The 20,459-nt window shown below is 69.1% G+C and carries 16 protein-coding genes; 7 read left to right on the top strand and 9 right to left on the bottom strand.

Going from position 1 to position 20,459, the window contains the following annotated elements:
- Positions 1-18: 18 nt before the first annotated feature.
- From AB4070_RS06050 to AB4070_RS06030, 5 genes are all read right to left on the bottom strand, one after another.
- Complete coding sequence (locus tag AB4070_RS06050; RefSeq protein WP_441979318.1) at positions 19-1,611, bottom strand: ABC transporter substrate-binding protein; 1,593 nt, start codon at positions 1,609-1,611, stop codon at positions 19-21.
- A 91-nt stretch (positions 1,612-1,702) separates the two neighbouring features.
- Positions 1,703-2,629, bottom strand: a complete 927-nt coding sequence (locus AB4070_RS06045) for a serine hydrolase (protein WP_441979317.1) — start codon at positions 2,627-2,629, stop codon at positions 1,703-1,705.
- Positions 2,626-4,014, bottom strand: coding sequence for a serine hydrolase domain-containing protein (locus AB4070_RS06040; RefSeq protein WP_441979316.1), 1,389 nt, complete (start codon positions 4,012-4,014; stop codon positions 2,626-2,628). Before AB4070_RS06040 ends, AB4070_RS06045 begins: the two co-directional genes overlap by 4 nt.
- A 142-nt stretch (positions 4,015-4,156) precedes the next feature.
- Entirely contained in the window at positions 4,157-5,521 is a 1,365-nt protein-coding gene (locus tag AB4070_RS06035; RefSeq protein WP_441979315.1) for a serine hydrolase domain-containing protein, read from the bottom strand.
- Positions 5,518-7,005, bottom strand: a complete 1,488-nt coding sequence (locus AB4070_RS06030) for an amidohydrolase family protein (RefSeq protein ID WP_441979314.1) — start codon at positions 7,003-7,005, stop codon at positions 5,518-5,520. Before AB4070_RS06030 ends, AB4070_RS06035 begins: the two co-directional genes overlap by 4 nt.
- A 192-nt stretch (positions 7,006-7,197) precedes the next feature.
- On the opposite strand from AB4070_RS06030, the gene AB4070_RS06025 reads away from it, so the two are divergent.
- The 4 genes from AB4070_RS06025 (at position 7,198) to AB4070_RS06010 (ending at position 12,539) form a co-directional block, all read left to right on the top strand.
- Positions 7,198-8,211: a LacI family DNA-binding transcriptional regulator gene (locus tag AB4070_RS06025; RefSeq protein WP_441979313.1), complete on the top strand. Its 1,014-nt coding sequence runs from the start codon at positions 7,198-7,200 to the stop codon at positions 8,209-8,211.
- A gap of 169 nt (positions 8,212-8,380) precedes the next feature.
- A complete protein-coding gene (gene mmsA, locus AB4070_RS06020) occupies positions 8,381-9,994 on the top strand; it encodes a multiple monosaccharide ABC transporter ATP-binding protein (RefSeq protein ID WP_420845718.1) in 1,614 nt (537 codons plus the stop codon).
- Positions 9,991-11,361 (top strand): multiple monosaccharide ABC transporter permease, encoded by a 1,371-nt coding sequence (mmsB, locus tag AB4070_RS06015; protein WP_058632413.1) that lies wholly within the window; start codon positions 9,991-9,993, stop codon positions 11,359-11,361. The genes mmsA and mmsB overlap by 4 nt, the downstream gene beginning before the upstream one ends.
- Positions 11,362-11,423: 62 nt before the next feature.
- Positions 11,424-12,539, top strand: a complete 1,116-nt coding sequence (locus AB4070_RS06010) for a substrate-binding domain-containing protein (RefSeq protein WP_441979312.1) — start codon at positions 11,424-11,426, stop codon at positions 12,537-12,539.
- A gap of 151 nt (positions 12,540-12,690) precedes the next feature.
- On the opposite strand, the gene AB4070_RS06005 is transcribed toward AB4070_RS06010, so the two are convergent.
- Both AB4070_RS06005 and AB4070_RS06000 read right to left on the bottom strand, forming a co-directional pair.
- Positions 12,691-14,127 (bottom strand): DUF222 domain-containing protein, encoded by a 1,437-nt coding sequence (locus AB4070_RS06005; RefSeq protein WP_441979311.1) that lies wholly within the window; start codon positions 14,125-14,127, stop codon positions 12,691-12,693.
- 59 nt (positions 14,128-14,186) lie between these two features.
- Entirely contained in the window at positions 14,187-15,044 is an 858-nt protein-coding gene (locus AB4070_RS06000) for a MurR/RpiR family transcriptional regulator (RefSeq protein WP_441979310.1), read from the bottom strand.
- 112 nt (positions 15,045-15,156) lie between these two features.
- Between AB4070_RS06000 and AB4070_RS05995 the strand changes: the two genes are divergently transcribed.
- From AB4070_RS05995 to AB4070_RS05985, 3 genes are read left to right on the top strand one after another with little or no spacing between them, the layout of a single operon-like run.
- The gene (locus AB4070_RS05995) at positions 15,157-16,041 is read left to right on the top strand and encodes an N-acetylglucosamine kinase (RefSeq protein ID WP_441979309.1); all 885 of its coding nucleotides are present in this window, start codon (positions 15,157-15,159) and stop codon (positions 16,039-16,041) included.
- On the top strand, positions 16,031-16,966 hold the full coding sequence (gene murQ / locus AB4070_RS05990) for an N-acetylmuramic acid 6-phosphate etherase (RefSeq protein WP_441979308.1): 936 nt from the start codon (positions 16,031-16,033) through the stop codon (positions 16,964-16,966). The genes AB4070_RS05995 and murQ overlap by 11 nt, the downstream gene beginning before the upstream one ends.
- A gap of 36 nt (positions 16,967-17,002) precedes the next feature.
- Positions 17,003-17,668: an SDR family oxidoreductase gene (locus tag AB4070_RS05985; protein ID WP_441979307.1), complete on the top strand. Its 666-nt coding sequence runs from the start codon at positions 17,003-17,005 to the stop codon at positions 17,666-17,668.
- Between the two features lie 93 nt (positions 17,669-17,761).
- On the opposite strand, the gene AB4070_RS05980 is transcribed toward AB4070_RS05985, so the two are convergent.
- Both AB4070_RS05980 and AB4070_RS05975 read right to left on the bottom strand, forming a co-directional pair.
- Positions 17,762-19,744, bottom strand: coding sequence for a primary-amine oxidase (locus tag AB4070_RS05980; protein WP_441979306.1), 1,983 nt, complete (start codon positions 19,742-19,744; stop codon positions 17,762-17,764).
- A gap of 117 nt (positions 19,745-19,861) precedes the next feature.
- Positions 19,862-20,446 (bottom strand): TetR/AcrR family transcriptional regulator, encoded by a 585-nt coding sequence (locus AB4070_RS05975; protein ID WP_441979305.1) that lies wholly within the window; start codon positions 20,444-20,446, stop codon positions 19,862-19,864.
- Positions 20,447-20,459 lie beyond the last annotated feature (13 nt).

Raw genomic sequence — 20,459 nt, 5'->3', positions numbered from 1 at the left:
GGCTGTCTCCGGTCTCGATTACTCGTACATGCGGATCGACGTGGGGTCGATGCCGTCGCCCTCGGTGAACGTCGCCTTGGTCGCGAAGGTCGACCGGTCGATGTTCGCGTACGGCATGACACTGGTCGTCGCGTACAGGGCCTGCTCGGCGGTGCCCCAGTCGTCGCACCCTTCGCTGCCGGCCTTCGCGGATGCCGCGGTGACGGCCTCCGTGTACTCCGGGTTGTCGATCGAGGCGAAGTTGGTGCCGTTCGGCGGCGTCGGGCCCGAGTAGAACGGCACGAGCATGCTCGGCAGCGAGACGGTGAGCGGCGCGGCCGAGATGTCCCAGTCGCCCGTGGAGAACAGGGTCTCGCTCAGCGTGGGCGAGTCCACGGCGGCGACCGTGATGTCGACGCCCAGCTCCTTCCAGGCGGCCTGGGCGAGCTCCGCCGCGGCGTTGCCGGCGTCGCCGAGCTGCGAGGAGTAGATCATGCGCAGGGTCAGCGTCTCGCCGTCCTTGGTACGCACGCCGTCGCTGCCGGCCTTCCACCCCGCGCCGTCGAGCGCTGCGGCTGCGGCCTTCGCGTCGAACTCGGGCATGAAGCCCTTCAGCACGTCCGCGCGGCAGGGGTTCGGCGACACGGTCACGAGCCCGGTGGGCACGCTGGCGGATCCGCTGCCGAGAACCTGGCGCATCTGGTCGAGGTCGAGTGCCTCGAGCAGCGCCTCGCGCACCGCCTGGTCCGCGGTGGGGCGTCCCTCCGCCTGGTTGAAGATGAACTGTCCTGCCGGGGTCGGGATCTCGGTGTGGAACAGCCCGGCGTCCTTGAGGCGCTTGTTGTCCGGGCCGATCACGAGGGCGGCGTTGACCTCGCCGGAGAGCAGCAGGTTCGTGGCTGTCGTCTCGTTCGGGATGACGCGGAAGACCACGGCGTCGGGGAGCCCCTTCTGCTTCGGGTCCCAGTCGTCGGGGCCCCAGGCGAAGTCGTCGCGACGGGTCAGCGTGTACTGGCTGTTGGGGACGACCTCGGTCATGGTGAACATGCCGGTGGCCCCTTCGCCCTTGGCGAGCGCATCCGGGTCGTCGATCACCGATCCGCAGACGATCGAGATGCTGCCGATGTTCTCGATCAGGAACGAGTCCGGTCGTCCACTGGTGACGGTCACCGTGCCGGCGGTGTCGTCGCCGACGGCACTGGTGCCCGGCTGCACCTGCAGCCCGACCAGGGGCGAGCCGTTGGCCGGGTCTCCGATGTGGGTGATGTTCGCGGCCACGTCGGTGGCCGTGAGCGGGGTGCCGTCCTCGCACGTGAGGCCGTCACGGAGAGTGAAGGTCGCGGTCGTGGTGTCCGCCTCCCAGGAGTCGGCGAGGCCTGAGGCGATGCTGCCGTCCTCCAGGACCTCGACCAGCCGCGCGTACAGGAAGCGGTCGATCGAGCGCGCGACGGACATCACGGTGACGAAGGGGTCGAGGCTGCCGGGGTCGGTGGAGATCACCGAGGTGAACGTCTTCCCGTCGGCGAGCACGCCGTCCGTGGCATCCCCGCTGGGCGGGGCGCCTCCGGCGCAGGACGTCAGGGCGAGCGCCGCAGCGCCGAGCAGCGCGATCAGCGGGGTACGAGAACGCATCAGAAGCCTCCAGCAGTGTTCGGGATGGTGCAGGTGGATGGTGCAAGGGCGGTGCAGGGGTGGTGCAGATGGGGGGAAACGGGGGCGGCGATCAGCGCGAGCGCAGCTCTTCGACGGCGGTGGAAGCGGCGCGTCCGATCGAGGCGTCCACGAGCGGCTGCCGGTCGGTGAGCGCGTCCGCACGGGTGAACACGGCCACGGCGTACTGACGGCCGTCGGGGTAGGTGACCACGCCGGCTTCGTTGCGCCAGGTGGGAAGCGTGCCGGTCTTCGCGGCGATGCGCACCTCGGCAGGGAACCCGGAGGTGAGTCGGTGCGGCCAGATCTGCAGTGCCATGATGTCGCGCGCCTGGCGGCAGGCCTCCGGCGTGGCGGCGGCGTCGGTCCACAGCGCGTTCAGCACGGCGGTCACCGCGCGCGGCGTGGAGTGCGAGGTCCGCAGCGGGTGCACGGCGTCGAGAGCGAGGATCTGCTCCGCGCTCGCTCCGGCCAACAGGTCGTCCAGGTCGCTGTCGGCCGCGCCGCCGAGGTCGGCGACCACCGAGGCGAAGAGGTCTTCGCAGCACCCCACGAGCTGGGTCTGCCGCAGCCCGAGGTCGGAGATGACACGATCGATGGCCTCCCCGCCCAGGCGGTGGTAGATGACGTCGGTCGCCGCGTTGTCGCTCATGGTCATCATGTTCAGGGCCAGATCGCGCCAGCTCATCTCCACGTCGTCCGCGAAGCCGGCTGTACCCACCCCTCCGATGCGGTAGCGCGCCGTCACGGTCGTGCGTGCCGTGGGGTCGAGCTCTCCCGCGGCGACGGCGCGGACGAACGCGGTCAGCACCAGGATCTTGAAGACCGAGGCGAGCACCACCGGCTCATCGGCGCCGACGGTCACCTCAGGACCGCCCTCGACGCCGATCTCCCTGGCATGGAGGAAGCCCGTGGCCCCTGCATCTGCGAAGATCTCGGCGATCCGTCGTTCGAGGCCCGACGCTCCCGTTTCCGGTACGGCGGCCGCGACGCTGGTCATGCGTCCACCCGGCGGTCGGCTCGTCCGGTGTGCAGGTACAGAGCACGTCCGCTGCCGTCGTCGCCGACGAAGGCGTGCGGCATGCGCATCCCGTTCTGCGCTTCGCGGGGGAGCAGGGTGTCTCCGGCCCAGCCGATCAGCTCGACGGGCTCCGGCGCCGGTCCCAGCTCGGCGAAGATCCCCTTCATGGTGCGTTCGAGCCAGATGCGGCCATCGTCGTCGACCCGCACTGTCGAGTCGGAGACCGACGACGAGTACGTGCCGAGGATCCGCTCGAGGTCGATCGCGACCGGAGAGTCGGGGATCGACGGCAGCTCCGGAACGGTGACTCCGGCGAGGGCGGCCAGCACCTTCGACGTGATGGCATGGTACGCGTCGACCGTGCGTCCACCGTTCGTGAGCACCGCCACCGCGACTCCCGCGCCCGGCACCATGCGCAGGAAGGCGTTCTGACCGATCGTGCCGCCGTCGTGGCCGATCACCGGTCCGCCGTCCCAGTCGAAGATCTCCCAGCCCAGACCCCAGGCGTCGCCCATCAGTCCGAGTTCGGGCAGGTCGACCTGCCGTTCCTGCATGGCCAGCACGCTCTGCTCCGAGAGCACCCTGGTGCCGTCTGCGGCGACGCCGCCGTCCAGATGCATGCGGGCGTAGGTCACCAGGTCTCGCGACGTCATGGCGAGCATCGATCCCGCGGGGGCGTTCGAGCGCACCAGGCTCCACACCGGCGCTGCCACGGGCTCGTCGCTGCCCTCCGCGGGGATGTGCCCGAGCGCCGCGCGGAACATGATCGCCTCCGCGGCCGTGGTGGCGACGTGCGTGAGCCCCAGGGGAGCGGCGAGGTGGGTGCGCAGCGCCTGATCGTAGGACGTACCGCGCAGCACCTCGACGATGCGGCCGAGCACCACGAATGCGGCGTTGTTGTACGAGAACCGCTCGCCGGGGGCGAAGAGCTGCGGGGCGTCGGCGATCGTCGCGAGGTACTTCTCCACCGCGTCGTCGCCCACCCCGGTGTCGTTGAAGAGGTCGCCCTCGAAACCGCTCACGTGACTCAGCAGCTGACGAGGGGTGATCGCGCTCGCCGCCGTGTCGTCGCCGATCGTGAACGCGGGCACCACCTCGCGCACCGGGGCGTCGAGGTCGAGCAGACCCTCGTCGACGAGCTGCATGATCAGCGTGGCCGTCCATGTCTTCGTGATGGAGCCGATCTGGAAGACCGAGTCCTCGTCGGCTTCGACGCCGGTGTTGCGATTGAGGATCCCGGCTGCGGTGGTGAAGATCTCGCCACCGGCCAGGATCGCGACGGATGCGGCAGGGATATGCGCGTCGGCCAGCATCGTGGGAAGGTTCTCCCGCACCCAGCTGCCGATTTCGTTCAGGTCGGACACGTGCGCTCCTCTTCGTCGAGTGGGCCGTCGTCTTCGGGCGACGGCGATGGGGCCGAGACTATTCGGGCGATCCGATGCCTCGTTGGTTCCCGGCGACGAGACTTGCGCAGACCTTGGTGCGGCCGGACGAACGTTCCGCGGGTCAGCGCCGCCGCACAGCGCGCAGGCCCACATGGAGCAGCTCGGGGCCGCCTTCCGTCTCGTCGAGGAGACGGCCGACGGGCTGGGCCGCATCCGTGATGAGGGCGCCGTCGGCACGCACACGCAGCCGCAGCGGTGGCCGCGGGGGGATGCCGAGCGCGGCGATGTCCGCACGCAGCACCATCGCGAACTCGAGAGCATCACCCGCGCGGGTCACGTCGTAGTGCCACTGCCCGGCGTCGTAGACGCCCACCACGTCGTCGAGCCTGTCCGCGGGGCTGAGCTCGACCGTCTCCGGCGTCTTCTCGATGCCGCGCAGATGGCGGAAGCACCAGTCGACGACGGCCGTCCCCAGCGCTTTCCCGCCTCCGCTGTTGGTCAGGACCGTGACCGCGAGGTCTTCGTCGGGGGCGAGCACGAACTCGCTGAGCTGGGTGTCGGCGATGTTCCCTCCGTGCATCACGACCCGCGCCGACCCGTGATGGGCGAGCAGCCACGGCAGACCGATCGCATCGACGGGCGGGCCGGCGGCGAGGTGGGGCTGCTGCATCAGGAGTCGCGTGGCGTCGCTCACCGGCGTCGTTCCCGAGGTCTCGCCACGCATCTGGAAGCGGGCGTACGCGAGCTGATCGCGCACGGACGACACGATCCCGCCCTCCGGCGCGATGTCACGGGTCAGCGGCCAGTGCGGGAACGTCGTCATCGCTCCTGATCCGTCGGGGACGTGACCCACCGCGTGCGGGCGGGCGATCACATCCCAGGGGAAGAAGAACGTCGCGGTCATGCCCAGAGGATCGAGCACGACGCGCTGCACGGCACGTTCGAACGACTCGCCGGTGACTCGCTCGATCACACGGCCGAGCAGCCGGATTCCCGCGTTGCTGTACGAGGCGATGGTGCCGGGAGGGAAGAGCTGCGGGAGCTCGCCGAAGGTCGCCACGTTGCGGGCGAGAGCATCGTCGTCCCACCCAGGGCGCTCATCCGCGTCGCCGAGGAAGCCGCCGGAGTGGGTGAGGAGGTGCCGGATGCGCAGCTCCGCCAGCGCATCCTCGTCGGCGAGCCGGAAGTCGGGGAGCACCTCGGCCACGCGGGTGTCGAGGTCGATGGCCCCGGTCTCGACCAGATGCATCGCGACCGTTCCGGTGAAGGTCTTCGAGGTCGAGCCGATCTGGAAGAGGGTGCTCTCGGTCACGGCTGCGCCCGTGTCGCGCGCGGCGACACCGGTCGTCGCGACGATCTCCCTGTCCCCGTCGATCACCCCGACGACCGCGCCTGGCACGTCCAGCGCAGCGGCCGTCTCATCGAGGAAACCCTGCAGGTCTGCGCTCGTCCCGTGCGTCGTGCTCGCCCCGTGTGCTGTGCTCATGATGCATCCCCCCGTACGGCGCGCCCCGGAAGCGCAGTGGTCACGAGCTCTCCGTCGTGCACGACGCGAGTGCCGTTCACGAACAGCTCCCGTACACCCTGCGACGGTCGGGTCGGATCGGCATAGGTCGCCCTGTCGGTCAGCGTCGTCGGGTCGATCACCACCACGTCCGCATCCGCTCCGACGGTCAGGTGCCCCTTGCTCCGCATGCTGGACGAGACCTCGTCCAGCACACGCGCCGGCAGGAAGGAGCAGCGGCGGAACGCCTCCAGCCAGCTCCAGGTCGAGCTCTCGAGCACCATCAGCCGGAGCGACTTGGCGAACGTGCCGGCGGTGCGCGGATGCGTGTGCCCACCCGGAGGGAGCGGCCAGTCGCGCTGCTCGTACAGCGTGCGGCCGTCGATCCCCGTCCAGGAGACCGGCATCGCGTCGCTCGCCACGATCGAGTCCGGGTAGGCGAGCGCGCGGTGCAGGTGCGCGCGGTCGAACGGATCGGCCTCGTCGAGGAACGTCACGATGCAGGTCGCTCCGGGGTCGGTCGCCCGCACCTCCCGCAGCCTGGCCTCGTCGGCGATGCGCTCGCCGGTGTCCACGAGCACCAGCGCGCTCGGGGTGATGCCGAGGCCGGGGAGCTTCTCGGGGGCGAGGAAGAATGCGCCGATCGCCGTGCTGCCCGCGCCGTAGGGGTAGGCCTCGACCGTGACGCGGGACCCTGCGGCGCGGCTGCGTTCGATCAGCCCCAGCACGCGGTCCACGTGGCGCAGCGAGGTGCTGTTCACGTGGCAGTGGTGCATCGCGGCCCCCGTCTCCGCGGCAGCGCGGACGAGCTCCTCAGAGCCGTCGATCGGAGTGCGGGGGTCAGCTTCTATCAGCTCTCGCACATGCGTGAAGGTCGGAGCGTGCGCGGCGGCGGCGAGGCGGGAGAGGTCGAGGTACTCGTCCGGATCGGAGCGTGGCGCGTATCCCATGAGCACGCCGATGCCGAGGGCACCGGCCCCCAGCTCGTCCTCCAATGACCCCAGCCAGCGGCGGCGCTCCGCGGGGGAGGACGAGCGCTGCCACTCCGGCGTGCCGAGCAGATCCATCGACGCGGTGAAGTCGGCGACGGGCACCCGGTCGAGGTGCGCGTACGCCCGCGCCTGCGACCAGGAGGCCGAGAAGCCGTAGTTCAGCGGCCGGCCGTCAGCGGCGGCACGGGCGAGGGCTTCGGCGATGGGCATGAGTCCGGCCTCGAGGTCGAGCGCCGTGGTGACGCCGTCCATCGCCTGCAGCCGCTGTCCCGCGATGGAGTGCACGTGGCTGTGCAGGTCGACGAAGCCCGGCCCGACGATGAGACCGGTGGCGTCAACCACCTCGGCATCGGCCGGCGCCGTGAGCCCGTCGCCGAGCGCCGCCACGCGCCCGTCGGCGAGGAGGAGGTCGGTGATCCGGTCGGTCTCCGTCTTCGGGTCGATGACGCGCCCGCCGCGCAGCAGAGTGTCCACGCTGTCACCCTGCCATGCGGGACGGGGGCGATCCGGTGCGGTGCGACGAAACCGGGTGGTGGTTCCGGTGCGGCCGTACAACCCGTTCTGCGCGCCTCGGTGCGCGAGTCGGTGCACGGGGAGGTGCACGGGAAGGCGTCGACAGACATAATGTACTGGGGATGTGACCGTGCACACGCAAGGAGGCAAGTGATGTCCACCGCCTCCGAGCGCGCCCGCCTGCCGAGTATCCGCGATGTCGCCCGCCTCGCCGGTGTCTCGCATCAGACCGTGTCCCGCGTGCTCAACGATCATCCGAGCATCCGGCCGGAGACGAAGGCGAAGGTACTCGACGCCATCTCGGTCCTCGATTACCGGCCCAATCTCGCCGCGCGCGCCCTGGTCACCAGCAAGTCGAACATGCTGGGGATCCTGTCCGCGACGATCGGTGAGTTCGGACCCACCTCGTCCATCGCCGGCATCGAGGATGCGGCGCGGGAGGAGGGCTATTCGGTCTCGACCCTGAACCTCGCCGACACGACGCCGGAGGCGATCGGCCATGCGGTGCGGCAGCTGTCGCGGGAGCAGGCCGACGGGATCGTGGTGCTCGCTCCCCAGGTGCGGGTCTTCCATGTCCTGCGCGGCATGTCCGTCGACATGCCGTTCGTGACGCTGCAGACGGCGTCCGGATCCGACGGCGTGAGCCTGTCGGCGGATCAGGTGGCCGGTGCGAAGGCGGCCACCGAGCACCTCATCTCCCTCGGACACAGTGACATCCTGCACCTGGCCGGTCCCCAGGACTGGATCGAGGCGGAGTCGCGCATGCGGGGGTATCTGGACGGACTGCGCGAGGCCGATCTGCCCACGTTCCCGCCCATCCGCGGCGACTGGACGGCGGACTTCGGGTACTTCGCGGGCAAGGAGCTCTCACTTCGACGCGACTTCACGGCGGTGTTCGCCGCGAACGATCTGATGGCCATCGGTCTGATGCACGGGTTCCGGGACTCGGGGGTGCGGGTGCCGCACGACGTGAGTGTCATCGGCTTCGATGACATCCCCGTCGCGGCACACGTCGCTCCGACGCTGAGCACCGTGCACCAGGACTTCCCCGAGCTCGGTCGGCGGGCGGTGCGTATCCTGCTCGCGGAGATCCGCGGCGAGCAGCCGCCGGCCTTCGGTCCGCTGCAGACGATCCTGCGCGCCCGCGAATCCGCCGTCGCCCGCTGACTCGTCCCCGGCCGCGCTGCGCGAAGGCTCGCGAACGCATCGAATCCTTTCGATCCGTGCTGTCGCCTGGGGGCTCACGATCACGCGCATCTCGGCAGTGTCACGGTCGGGAATCGAAATGCCGATGCCGACTTGACAGCGGTCCCGACGAAGACGACGATATACCGATGTGAACGGTCACATCGAAGGTGACCGCACGTCGCGAGGAAGATCCGTGAGCACCACAGCAACGTTGCCTACCGTGTCAGGCCCCATCCTGGAGATGCGCAGCATCACCAAGGAGTTCCCGGGGGTCAAGGCGTTGGCCGACGTCTCCATCACCGTCCGAGCCGGCGAGATCCACGCGATCTGCGGTGAGAACGGCGCCGGGAAGTCGACCCTGATGAAGGTCCTGTCCGGGGTGTACCCCTACGGGACCTACGACGGCGAGATCCTGCTCTACGGCGAGGAGCAGCGGTTCAGGGACATCGCGGCCAGCGAGCAGGCGGGTATCGCGATCATCCATCAGGAGCTCGCCCTCATCCCCGAGCTCTCGGTCACCGAGAACATCTTCCTCGGCAACGAGATCCAGCGCGGTGGCCGCATCGACTGGACGGCTCAGAAGGAGCGGGCCATCGAGCTCCTCGCCCGCGTCGGGCTGAGCGAAGACCCCGACGTGCAGATCAAGACCCTCGGCGTCGGCAAGCAGCAGCTCATCGAGATCGCGAAGGCGCTCAACAAGGACGTCAAGCTCCTGATCCTCGACGAGCCGACCGCCGCGCTCAACGAGAACGACTCGCAGCACCTGCTCGACCTGATCCTCGGGCTGAAGGCCAAGGGCATCGCGTCGATCATGATCAGCCACAAGCTCAACGAGATCGAGCAGATCGCCGACGAGATCACGATCATCCGCGACGGCCGCACGGTCGAGACGCTCGACATCTCGCGCGGAGAGATCAACGAGGACCGCATCATCCGCGGCATGGTCGGTCGTTCGCTCGAGAGCCGCTACCCGGATCGCACCCCCGAGATCGGCGAGGTGTTCTTCGAGGTCAAGGACTGGTGGGTGCAGCACCCGACCGTGCCGGAGCGCATGGTCGTCAAGGGCTCGAACATCAACGTGCGCCGCGGCGAGGTCGTCGGCATCGCCGGTCTCATGGGAGCTGGTCGCACCGAGTTCGCCATGAGCATTTTCGGGCGCTCCTACGGCACCTTCCTCTCCGGAACCCTGATCAAGGACGGCCAGGAGGTCGCCCTGCACGACGTCGCCTCGGCGATCAAACACGGACTCGCATACGTCAGCGAGGACCGCAAGGTGCTCGGACTCAACCTGCTCGACACGATCAAGCGGTCCATCGTCGCGGCGAAGCTCTCCAAGATCGCGCACAACGGCGTCGTCGACTCCCGTGAGGAGTTCTCGGTGGCTGAGCGCTACCGCAAAGCTCTGCGCATCAAGACGCCGTCGGTCGAAGAGGGCGTCGGCAAGCTCTCCGGCGGAAACCAGCAGAAGGTCGTGCTGGCCAAGTGGATGTTCACCGATCCCGACCTGCTGATCCTCGACGAGCCGACCCGCGGCATCGACGTGGGTGCGAAGTACGAGATCTACGCGATCATCAACGAGCTCGCCGCCCAGGGCAAGGGTGTCATCGTCATCTCCAGCGAGCTTCCCGAACTCCTCGGCATCTCCGACCGCATCTACACCGTCTTCGAGGGTCGGGTCACCGACTGCATCCCGGCCGACCAGGCGACACCCGAGGACCTCATGCGCAGCATGACCTCCACGAACCAGAAAGCATCCGCATGACCACCGACACCACCGCAACGAAGCGCGGCTTCCACTTCAAGGACATCACGAAGATGTTCGGGGGAGGGCAGTCGACCCTCCGTCAGTTCGGCATCCTCGGCAGCCTCGTCGTGATCCTGGTCGTCTTCCAGGTGCTGACGTGGATCTTCAAGGGCACCGGACTGACGCTGTCCTCCGGCAACCTGATCAACGTCGTCAACCAGTACTCGTACATCCTGATCCTGGCGATCGGCATGGTGATGGTCATCATCATGGGCCACATCGACCTCTCGGTCGGATCCGTCGCCGCGTTCACGGGCATCGTCGTGGCCAAGGCCATGGCCGACTGGAACCTCCCCTGGCCGCTGGGCATCCTCCTCGGTCTCGGTGTCGGCGTGCTCGTCGGTGCCTGGCAGGGGTTCTGGGTCGCCTATGTCGGGGTGCCGGCGTTCATCGTGACGCTGGCCGGCATGCTGTTCTTCCGCGGCGCGAACCAGTGGGTCGGCGACTCGCAGTCGGTGCCCGTGCCGCAGGGCTTCAAGGTGATCGGTGCCGGCTACCTGCCCGAGCTGCCGTTCATCCCGGTGCCGTTCAACGTGTTCACGATGCTCCTCGCCCTTCTGGGTGTCGCCTGGATCGTGTTCTGGGAGTTCCGCACGCGTCGCATCCAGCGCAAGATGGGTGCCGATATGGCGCCGGCGTGGGTGAGCGTCACCAAGGTCGTGCTGATCTCCGCCGTGATCCTGATCGCGGGCTGGCTGTTCGCCACCGGGCGTGAGGGCACCAGCTTCCCGATCTCGGGCATCATCCTGCTCGCCCTGGTCATCCTCTACTCGTTCATCACGAACAACACCGTGTTCGGCCGTCACATCTACGCGGTCGGCGGCAACCGGCAGGCTGCGCGCCTGTCGGGTGTGAAGGACCGCTGGGTCGACTTCTTCGTGATGATGAACATGTCGGTGCTCGCGTCGCTGGCCGGCATGATCTACGTCGCCAGGGCGACGGCCTCCGGTCCCCAGGACGGCAACGGCTGGGAGCTGGACGCGATCGCCTCGGTCTTCATCGGTGGCGCGGCCGTCTCCGGCGGGATCGGAACCGTGATCGGGTCGATCATCGGTGGTCTCGTGATGGCCTTCCTCAACAACGGTCTCGCCCTGCTGGGCGCCGGTGCCGACGTGGTGTCGATGATCAAGGGACTCGTGCTCCTGTTCGCCGTCGGTGTCGACGTCTGGAACAAGCAGCAGGGTCGCCCGTCGATCATCGGGTTCCTCACGCGTCGCTTCGGCCGCAAGCAGGATCCGGCGACCGACACGTTCGATCCGACCAAGACGAACTACCCCACCAGCCAGAAGTACGAAGCCCCCGCCGTCGAAGAGACGCGCGGATAGTAGGGGCCCAGGCGCGTACCGCACGCGCACCTGGACCTTCACACACCAGAGAAAGAGATCACATGAAGAAGATTCTTCTGTCGGCGACAGCGCTTGTCGTCGCGGGCGCCTTCGCCCTCACCGGCTGCTCCTCGGAGCGCGGTGGCACCGGCTCGGGAGCGGGGGAGGAGACCGCCAAGGGCTTCGCCGCCGACGCCACGATCGGTGTCGCCCTTCCGGACAAGACCTCGGAGAACTGGGTTCTCGCCGGTCAGCTGTTCACGGATGGTCTGAAGAAGGCCGGGTTCAAGGCCGACGTGCAGTACGCGCCGGCCAGCAACACGGTCGCCGAGCAGCAGAACCAGATCCAGGCGATGGTCACCGGTGGCGCCAAGGTCATCATCATCGGCGCGAAGGACGGCAAGCAGCTCGCCACCCAGGTCGAGGCCGCCCGTGACGCCGGCGTCACGGTCATCGCGTACGACCGTCTGATCGAGAACACCGAAGCCGTCGACTACTACGTCGCGTTCGACAACTTCAAGGTCGGTCAGCTGCAGGGTCAGGCTCTGCTCGACGGGCTCGCCGAGCGCGCGGGTCACGAGGCTCCGTACAACATCGAGCTGTTCTCGGGGTCGCCCGATGACGCGAACTCGGCCGTGTTCTTCAACGGTGCGATGGACGTGCTGCAGCCGAAGATCGATGACGGCACGCTGAAGGTCGTGTCCGGCCAGACCGAGATCGCCCAGACGGCGACCGAGGGCTGGAAGGCGGAGAACGCTCAGCGCCGCATGGACTCGCTCCTGACGTCGACGTACAGCTCCGAGACGCTCGACGGCGTCCTGTCCCCGAACGACACCCTCGCTCGCGCCATCATCACCTCGGTGCAGGGTGCGGGCAAGCCGGTCCCGGTGGTCACGGGTCAGGACTCCGAGGTCGAGTCGGTGAAGTCGATCATGGAGGGCGTCCAGTACTCCACGATCAACAAGGACACCACGCTCCTCGTCGAGCAGTCGATCAAGATGGTCGGCCAGCTCCAGAAGGGCGAAGAGGTCGACGTCAACGACACCGAGCAGTACGACAACGGCGTGAAGGTCGTTCCGGCCTACCTGCTCGACCCGATCATCGTCACCAAGGAGAACGCGGCAGAGGCCTACGCCAACGTCCCGAGCCTCCTCGAGATCGTGAAGTCGTACCAGTAAGACACATCAGTCCGCGACGCTCGTCGTCGCGGAACACGAGCCGTCCGGACCCTCGGGTCCGGGCGGCTCGTTCGCGTTGCGAGGCGAGTGTGTTCGCAGTAGCGCAGACGGGTCTGCGTACTGAGCGTAGGTGCGCACCTGCATGGTGTCATCAGAAGCGCGGGCGAACTGGCTCTTGCGCCAGTCTCTCGTCTGGTGCTGGTTCGTCTGGTGCCGGTTCGTCCGGTGCCGGCTCGTCCGGTGCCGGCTCGTGGGTGAACACCACCGTGTTCTGGGGTGGTGGGCGGTCGATGTATTCGCGCCCGGTCGGGCTCGTCCATTCCAGGACGCCACCGGGGCGCTGCTCGACATGCCAGGGGGAATGGTGTTTGAGCATGTGATGTCGTCGGCAGAACGCGGAGAGGTTCGAGTCGCAGGTGGGCCCGCCCCTCGCGGCCGCATGATTGTGGTCGAGGTCGCACTTTCGGGCGACGATCCCGCAGCCGGGGAACCGGCAACGTTGGTCTCGGGCTCGAAGGTGTCGTCGCAGCTGCGCGTTCGGCCGGTAGCGATCCACCGCGAGCATCTCGCCGGAGATCGGATGCGTGAGCACCCGATCCCACCCGGAGGAGAGACCGGCGAGGGCTCGAGCAGTCGCCGTGTCGATCGGAACCACACCGTCGAGCTCTGCCGGCGGCGACGCGGAACCTGCCGGCGGCGGCACGGAACCGGGCACGAGAGGTAAAACCCTTCGCACGGCATCTTCGCAGCCCATCAGGGTCATCACCGGAACCGTGATCTCGACGCGGGCCTGGATCTCTCCGAGCAGGCCGTCGGCGGTGTCGTGTCCTGTGGGCGCTCCGGTGAGCACGAGGTCGGCCAGCAGGTCTGCGCGCAACTGATCGACCGTGCGCTCATCGGTGGTGTGCTCATCGGCGGCGTGATGATGGACGGCGGCGGTGCTCTGCTCCTTCACCGCGTGAGCCATCTGCGAGAGCCGATCGAACATGCCGTGCACGAGCACGGCGGGACCCTGGACGCCGAGCTCGGCCATGCCGTCATCGAGGTCGCGCACCCAGACCCGGCGCTTCTCCCGCGCATCGAGATGCCTCTCGGTGAGCGTGCGCTCCTGGAATCGGTCTGCGAGCCGGCGAGCCAGCCTGCGCAGCCGGTTCGGGGACTCGCCCTCGGCCAGTTCCACCGCCTCGTCAGCGAACGCCTGTCGGTCTGCAGCGTGGTCGAGGTGCGCGCCCGCATCGACGATGACGCGCGAATGAGCCGCGCTGATGCGTCCCTCGCCCTGGGCCTGCCACACCGCCGGGAAGCGCTCGACCAGCCAGGAGGCATCGGCCATCCGCCGTTCCACCGTGCGGTCACTCACGCGCTGTGCGGCCCCGATCTCGGCGGCCACGGCGCGGATCGCCATGTCTCCCCGGTCGGGGTGCTCGGCGGCGCGGGCGATGTCGACGGCAAGGCGCCCCGCCATCGCCAGCATGCCGTCGCGCGCGGCTTGCATGCTGCTCAGCGTGGCCTCCGCCGCTTCGAGCGACGCGACCAGATCGGCGAGCATCGCCATCTGGGTGTCCGTCGCGTCGAGCAGTGCGTTCATGGACTCAGTCCATCATGAACCACCGACACTCCGACGGGAGCTGTGCACGGTGAAGTCGCTCAGCCGCGAAGCTCCCGCGTCGCCTGGCCCGTGCGCTGCAGCGCGTCGACCGTCTCGGCGTAGCGACGCTTCGCGACGCCGAGGAACAGGCAGTCCACGAGCGTGAGCTGGGCGATGCGGCTCACCATCGCCCCTGCGCGGAAGCTCGACTCGCGCACCTCGGTGAACAGCGCGTGGTCGGCCGCACGGGAGAGCGGAGAGTCCTTGGCGGAGGTGACCGCGATCGTGGTCGCGCCGCTTGCGTGCGCGGTCTCCAGGAAGCGGACGGTCTCGAGGGTCGAACCCGAGTGCGAGAAGCCGATCGCGACCGTGCTCGCGGTGGGCAGCGCCGACACGGCGACGGCCTCGTGGGGGTCGGTGGGCATGTGGGCGTTGCGCCCGACGCGGAGCAGCTTGTGGCTGAGGTCCTCGGCCACGAAGCGGCTGGCGCCGAGACCGTAGAGGAGGATGCGCTCCCCGCGGTCGATCGCGTCGACGGCAGCCTCGAGCACGTCGAAGTCGAGCCGGGCGACGGTCTCCTCGATCGCCAGGAGCTCGAGCGACGCGACCTTCGACACCGCCTCCTCCAGGGTGTCGGACTCCGAGATCTCCGACCCGTAGGCGCCTCGTGCCGAGAACTGGGCGGCCTCCTTGCCGAGCTCGGAGGCCAGGGCCATGCGCAGCGGCGCATATCCGCTGAAGCCGATCGCCCGGCAGAAGCGCACCACCGACGCGACGGAGGTGTCGCACTCCGTGGCGAGTTCGTTGATGGTGCTGTCGATCACGACGGAGGGGTTCTCGCGCACGACGAGGGCGATGCGGGCGAGGGAAGGGGTCAGCGTGGATGCTGCCGCCTCGATCGTCGACTGGATGCTCATGCGTCCTCCGTCGTGGTGAGGTGTAAATTCTTTTTGCCGAGTCTACTTCCGATGTAGGCTCTTTTCACAGACTTTTTCGCCGATCCGGAGGGGAGGGCCCATGGAGGCACGCGTGACGGCATCCATCGATCTCGGCAAGTCACGGTGCCGCGTCCTCGTCACCGGACCCGACCGGCGGATCGAGCGGGACGGCGTCGGAGCGCCCGGACTCGCCGCCGCGGGCGGGGTGGAGAGCGCGCTCGCCGCGATTCTTCCGCTCCTGTCGGGAGAAGACAGTCTGCAGCTGGTCGGAGTGGGTGCGGCCGGGGCATGGCTCGCGCCCGATGCTGCGCGGGATCTGGCCTCGTCGCTCGCCGCGGCGACAGGAGCGCAGACCGCTGTCGCGTCCGACGTGGTCACGGCTCATGCGGGAGCCCTCGACGGCCACGCCGGCGTGCTCCTCATCGCCGGGACCGGAGCGGCCGCGTTGGGCATCGACGCCGAAGGAGCGCGCCTCGTCGACGGCTGGGGTCCTGAGGTCGGCGACCTCGGCAGCGGCTCGTGGCTGGGACGGGAAGCGCTGCGCGCCGTGCTGCGCGCGAACGACTCGCTGGGGCCGAGCACGGTCCTCACCGCTGCTATCGCCGATCCGGTCGGCGGCGTCGCCGACATCCAGGAGTGGCTCGCGGGCGGCGAGCCCCTTCCGCGGCGCCTCGCGACGCTCGCGCCCCTCGTGCTCGACGCCGCGCAGGACGGCGATGCGGCTGCCTCCGCGATCGTCGACGAGGGCATCCGTCTGCTCACGGCGACGGCGACCGCCGCTTCCGCCCTCACCGCCGACACCGTCATCCACGGCGGTCTCACCGACCACGTCTGGTTCCGCCAGCAGCTCGCGTCGTCCCTGCAGGCAGCCGAGCGTCGGGTGGTGCCCGCGCGCGGCGACGCCCTCGACGGGGCGCTGCTTCTCGCGCGCCGCACAGACCTCCCCCATGAAAGGTTCGTCCATCGTGCCGAATGACGACTCCCGCCTGACTGCCCTCCTCTCCGTGCTGGAGCGCCTCGACACCGAGGCCTCGACGACGGAGCGGGGCGACCTCGACCTGCTCGGCACGGCCGAGCTCGTGCGACGGATGAACGCGGAGGACCGCCGCGTGCCCGAAGCCGTCGCCGAGCGTGCGGAGGAGATCGCGACCGCCGTCGACGGCATCACCGAGCGGTTCCGTCGCGGCGGACGCCTCATCTACATCGGAGCGGGCACCGCGGGACGCATCGGCGTGCTCGACGCGAGCGAGTGCCCGCCGACGTTCGGCACCGACCCCTCGATGGTGGTCGGTCTGATCGCGGGTGGTGAGACGGCCATCCGCTCCGCCGTCGAGAACGCCGAGGACGACGACGCGGCCGCCGAGGCTTCGCTGCGCGAGCTCGGACTCACCGAGCGGGACACGGTGGTGGGCATCTCGGCCTCCGGTCGCACCCCCTACGTCGTCGGCGGTCTGACCTACGCGCGCGGCATCGGCGCGTTCACGGTGGCGATCGCGTCGAACGCCGACTCCGAGATCGGGGCCGCGGCCGAGGTCGCGATCGAGGTGGTCACCGGACCCGAGTTCATCTCCGGGTCCACGCGGCTGAAGTCCGGGACGGCGCAGAAGCTCGTCGTCAACATGCTCACGACGCTGTCGATGATCAACCTCGGCAAGACCTATCGCGGGGTGATGGTCGATCTGCTGGCCACGAACGAGAAGCTGCACGCCCGTTCGATCCGCACGGTGTCGCAGCTGTCCGGCGTCGACACCGCGCGGGCGGCCACCGCGCTGCAGGAGGCGGACGGTTCAGTGAAGCTCGCGCTGCTGATGCTCGCCGCCGATGCGACGGCGGAGGCTGCAGCGTCCGCGCTCGACGAGGCCGACGGGATCCTCCGCGACGCCATCACCGCGCTCGCCTGATCGGCGCGCTTCCCGAGCGTCCGGTACGGTATGCGGATGCCCCTCGCTCTGATCACCGGCGCCGCGCGCGCCGACAGCATCGCCGCCGGAATCGTCCCCCGGCTGCGTGCCGCAGGCTGGACCGTCGTCACCAGCGACCTGCGCGATGCCGACCACCCCGCCGACCTCTCCACGGTCGAGGGACCCGAAGCGCTGATCGCGGAGGTGACGGCAGCTCATGGACCGATCACCGCCCTCATCCTGAGCCACGCGCACGATGTGGAATCCGGAGTGCTCGACACCACCGCGGAGAGCTTCGACCTGCACGTCGCCGTGAACGCGCGTGCGAGCCTGCTGCTGATCGCGGCCTTCGCGCGTCAGGTCGGCGACGACGGGGGAGTGGTCCTGGCACTGACCAGCGACCACGTGACCGGCAACCTCCCCTACGGTGCATCGAAGGGGGCGCTCGACCGCCTCGTCATCTCCGCGGCGCGCGAGCTCGGCCCACGGGGGATCTCCGCGAACGTGCTGAACCCCGGACCCGTCGACACCGGCTGGATGGACGATGAGACGCGCACGGGCCTTGCCGGGATGACCCCGCTCGGACGCCTCGGCCGACCCACCGATGTGGCGGCCGTTGTGGAGTTCCTCGTGTCCGACGATGGTCGCTGGATCTCAGGGCAGCTGCTGAAGTCCGACGGGGCCTTCTCGGCGCAATACTGAGGCGCGGTGCCTGGCACCCTGCAGGCCGGGGCGGTCCGCTCGCCCGCGGGCCCAGCGCCCGCAGGTGCAGGCCCAGCGTCCGCAGGTGCAGGGTCAGTGCCCGCAGGTGCAGGACCCTCCGCCGCAGCAGGCGGATGCCGCACCTCCGTGCGCCTGAGAGGACTCCGGCACGTCCATGGCCGGGTTCTGATCGAGGAACCCTGCGGGCTTGAACCAGAATCCGGCGTAGTCGACGGGCATGATGGGCCAGTCCTCGGGGCGGGGGAAATGCGTCAGGCCGAAGGTGTGCCAGAGCACGATGTCCTGCCCGTCGATGTCCCGGTCCGCGGCGGCGTACTCCGGCAGCCCGGAGCCGCCCTGGTGGGCATTCGGGTAGCGACCGGCCGGCCAGATCTGCCCCGGCTCGAAGCGCGTCGCCCACAGGTGCCTCGTCGCGAAGGCGGCGCGCGCGGCGACGGAGGACTCCGGGTCGGCCATCAGCAGCGCCGTCGGCTCCGGGATGAGGTGGTACGCCGTAGGCCGACCGACGTGATTCGTGCGCGATGCGCTCTGCACCTCCCAGACGCGTGCCACCGAGGAGTCCGCGTCGCGCTGCGCCTCGGACTCGGTGCGCAGCGGCGTCTCCGACCACGTGAAGGCGTTGCCGAAGGGGTTGTCCTCGCCCATCGGGATGCGCTGGGCATCCACCTCGACGAGCCGGTTGTCCTCGCCGTCGATCGCGACGTCGAGGCGCGCGCAGAACAGGTGCTGGTGCACGGGGGCGAACACGCCGGGCGCGAGTTCGGTCGCATGCTTCTGCCGCACGCCGGGTTCACCCGCACCGGCGAACACGATGCCCGTGGCCTTGGCGACGACCTCGATCGAGCCGTCCAGGCCGAAGTTCCAGTAGAAGCCGTAGTCGTAGTTGCCGATCGTGGAGAAGTACGACACCACGAACCGACGCGAGCGGCGCACGTCGGAGCGTCCGGCGAGGTCGGTGTGCTTCCAGAGGATGCCGTAGTCCTCCTCGTGCATGCAGATCACGTTCGGGATCCGCACAGGGTGGCCGTGGTCGTCGGCGACGTAGCCATCGACGTACCGGATCACACCGAGGCAGTCGCAGCCGAGCTCGAGGTGGTTGGCGTTCTTGCCGAGCAGGTACTCGCCGGCGTCGAAGTAGCTGATCCAGAACCGTCCGGGAGCGGTGTCGCCGTAGGGGACCACCATCTCGGGAACGCTCGCCCTGCTCAGCACGGACCGTCCCTGGAACGTGACGTCGTGCAGCACGAGGCCCTCGCGCGCGTTGAAGTCGACGCGCATCGACCAGCCCTCCCACTCCACGAGCGACCCGGTGACGGAGAAGCTGGGCCCCTCCGGCTGGGTGATCTCGATGGGTTTCAGAGTGGTGCGCGCCTCGCCCTGCACCTCGGGGTAGTAGTTGCCGTGTCCGGCCGGCACCGGCACGTCGCCATGGTCCTCGACGCGGATCACGCTGTTGGAGGTGAGATCGATGTGCACGATGAGGCCCTCGACCGGGTGCGCCCACGGGGAGTCGTGCTCGTCGTACTTGAGGAACGTCAGCGAGCGGATCACCCGGCGGCCCTCCTCATCGGCACGCCCGGTGTATCCGGGGGCGAGGGGGCCGCAGAAGGCGAGAGCCATGTGCTCCTCGAGGCCCCGACGCTTCATCGCGGCCTGCCATTCCGGCGAGGCCTTCGCGATGCTCTCCGCGCGCTCGTACTCCTCGAACAGATACTGCGGCTGTCCGTAGGGCGGGGCGTCGTTCGGCACCCGGTGCGTGCGCAGCACCTCGCGGCGGGTGATCGAGACCACGACCTCCGTGGCGATCCCGGTGGCGATGTCGAGCAGCGTCACGTCGACGCGGCGGTCGACGGCGGAGCCTGCTGTCCACGTCGCGAGCTCGTCCTTGGTGGGCTCATCGGGGAGCAGCATCGGCACCCGGGTGGTCGCCGTCATCAGACCAGCGGCGTCGAGCACCTCGCGGGCGGCGGCGATCTCGGGTCCCGTGAGGGGGTCGTGCGGGTGCGGAGTGGCGATCTTCCCGATCGACACGGGCTGCGGAGCATGGTGGGACATCGTCGACCTCACTATTTTCGAGCGACTGCTCAATAAACGGGTTGGCACGATGATAGGGCCGACGGCCCGTTCTTCGCAACGCCCCGTTCTTCGCAACGGGGCGTGCGGAGACGGGCCTCAGGCGCGCCAGGGAGCGAGCGCAGCGTCGAGCACGGCGAGGTGCGCGGCGGCGGACTGCGGCTCCGTGACCTCGACGATCTGCTGCCCGTAGGTGATGGAGCGCAGCAGCGTCACGATCGTCTCGGTCGGGGTGTCGGTGCGCAGCTCGCCGTCCTCGACCGCCTCGCGCAGCGCGAGCCGTGTGCTGTCCTGCCAGGTGGCGAGGGTCGGCACCGCCGCGTCCGGTGCGGGTGCGAGTGCTGCGAGGCGCCCCCAGAATCCGACGACGACGTGCGCCTCGGTCCGGGTGCGCTCGTCGATCGGGAGCACCTCGCGCATGAGTGCGTGGAGGCGGGGGAGGCCGCGGAGTCCTGCCGTGGCCGCGGCGATGCGGTCCTCGGTGCGTCGGGTCACCTCAGCCGCGGCCGCGCGCACGACCTCGTCGAAGCCGTCGAAGTAGTGCCAGAGTGCGCCCGTCGCGACGCCCAGTTCCTTCGCGACGGCCCGCGATGACACGCTCTCGTGTCCGTCGCGAGCGGCGACGGCGAGCAGCGCCTCGGCGATCTGCCTGCGGCGCTCATCGTGGTCGACGATGCGGGGCATGTCTCCATCCTGG

It is taken from the genome of Microbacterium sp. 2RAF4, assembly GCF_052115285.1.
GTDB lineage: Bacteria > Actinomycetota > Actinomycetes > Actinomycetales > Microbacteriaceae > Microbacterium > Microbacterium oxydans.
The sequence above is the reverse complement of the archived record's forward strand: the minus strand, read 5'-3'. Positions and strand labels throughout refer to the sequence as shown.

Bases quoted from the DNA above. Each gene is read 5' to 3' on its own strand.
- AB4070_RS06035 (WP_441979315.1), bottom strand. From the start codon at position 5,521: ATGAGCACAGCACACGGGGCGAGCACGACGCACGGGACGAGCGCAGAC.
- AB4070_RS05980 (WP_441979306.1), bottom strand. From the start codon at position 19,744: ATGTCCCACCATGCTCCGCAGCCCGTGTCGATCGGGAAGATCGCCACT.
- AB4070_RS06045 (WP_441979317.1), bottom strand. From the start codon at position 2,629: ATGACCAGCGTCGCGGCCGCCGTACCGGAAACGGGAGCGTCGGGCCTC.
- AB4070_RS05985 (WP_441979307.1), top strand. From the start codon at position 17,003: ATGCCCCTCGCTCTGATCACCGGCGCCGCGCGCGCCGACAGCATCGCC.
- mmsB (WP_058632413.1), top strand. From the start codon at position 9,991: ATGACCACCGACACCACCGCAACGAAGCGCGGCTTCCACTTCAAGGAC.
- AB4070_RS05975 (WP_441979305.1), bottom strand. From the start codon at position 20,446: ATGCCCCGCATCGTCGACCACGATGAGCGCCGCAGGCAGATCGCCGAG.
- AB4070_RS06005 (WP_441979311.1), bottom strand. From the start codon at position 14,127: ATGAACGCACTGCTCGACGCGACGGACACCCAGATGGCGATGCTCGCC.
- AB4070_RS06000 (WP_441979310.1), bottom strand. From the start codon at position 15,044: ATGAGCATCCAGTCGACGATCGAGGCGGCAGCATCCACGCTGACCCCT.
- AB4070_RS06010 (WP_441979312.1), top strand. From the start codon at position 11,424: ATGAAGAAGATTCTTCTGTCGGCGACAGCGCTTGTCGTCGCGGGCGCC.
- AB4070_RS06050 (WP_441979318.1), bottom strand. From the start codon at position 1,611: ATGCGTTCTCGTACCCCGCTGATCGCGCTGCTCGGCGCTGCGGCGCTC.
- AB4070_RS06025 (WP_441979313.1), top strand. From the start codon at position 7,198: ATGTCCACCGCCTCCGAGCGCGCCCGCCTGCCGAGTATCCGCGATGTC.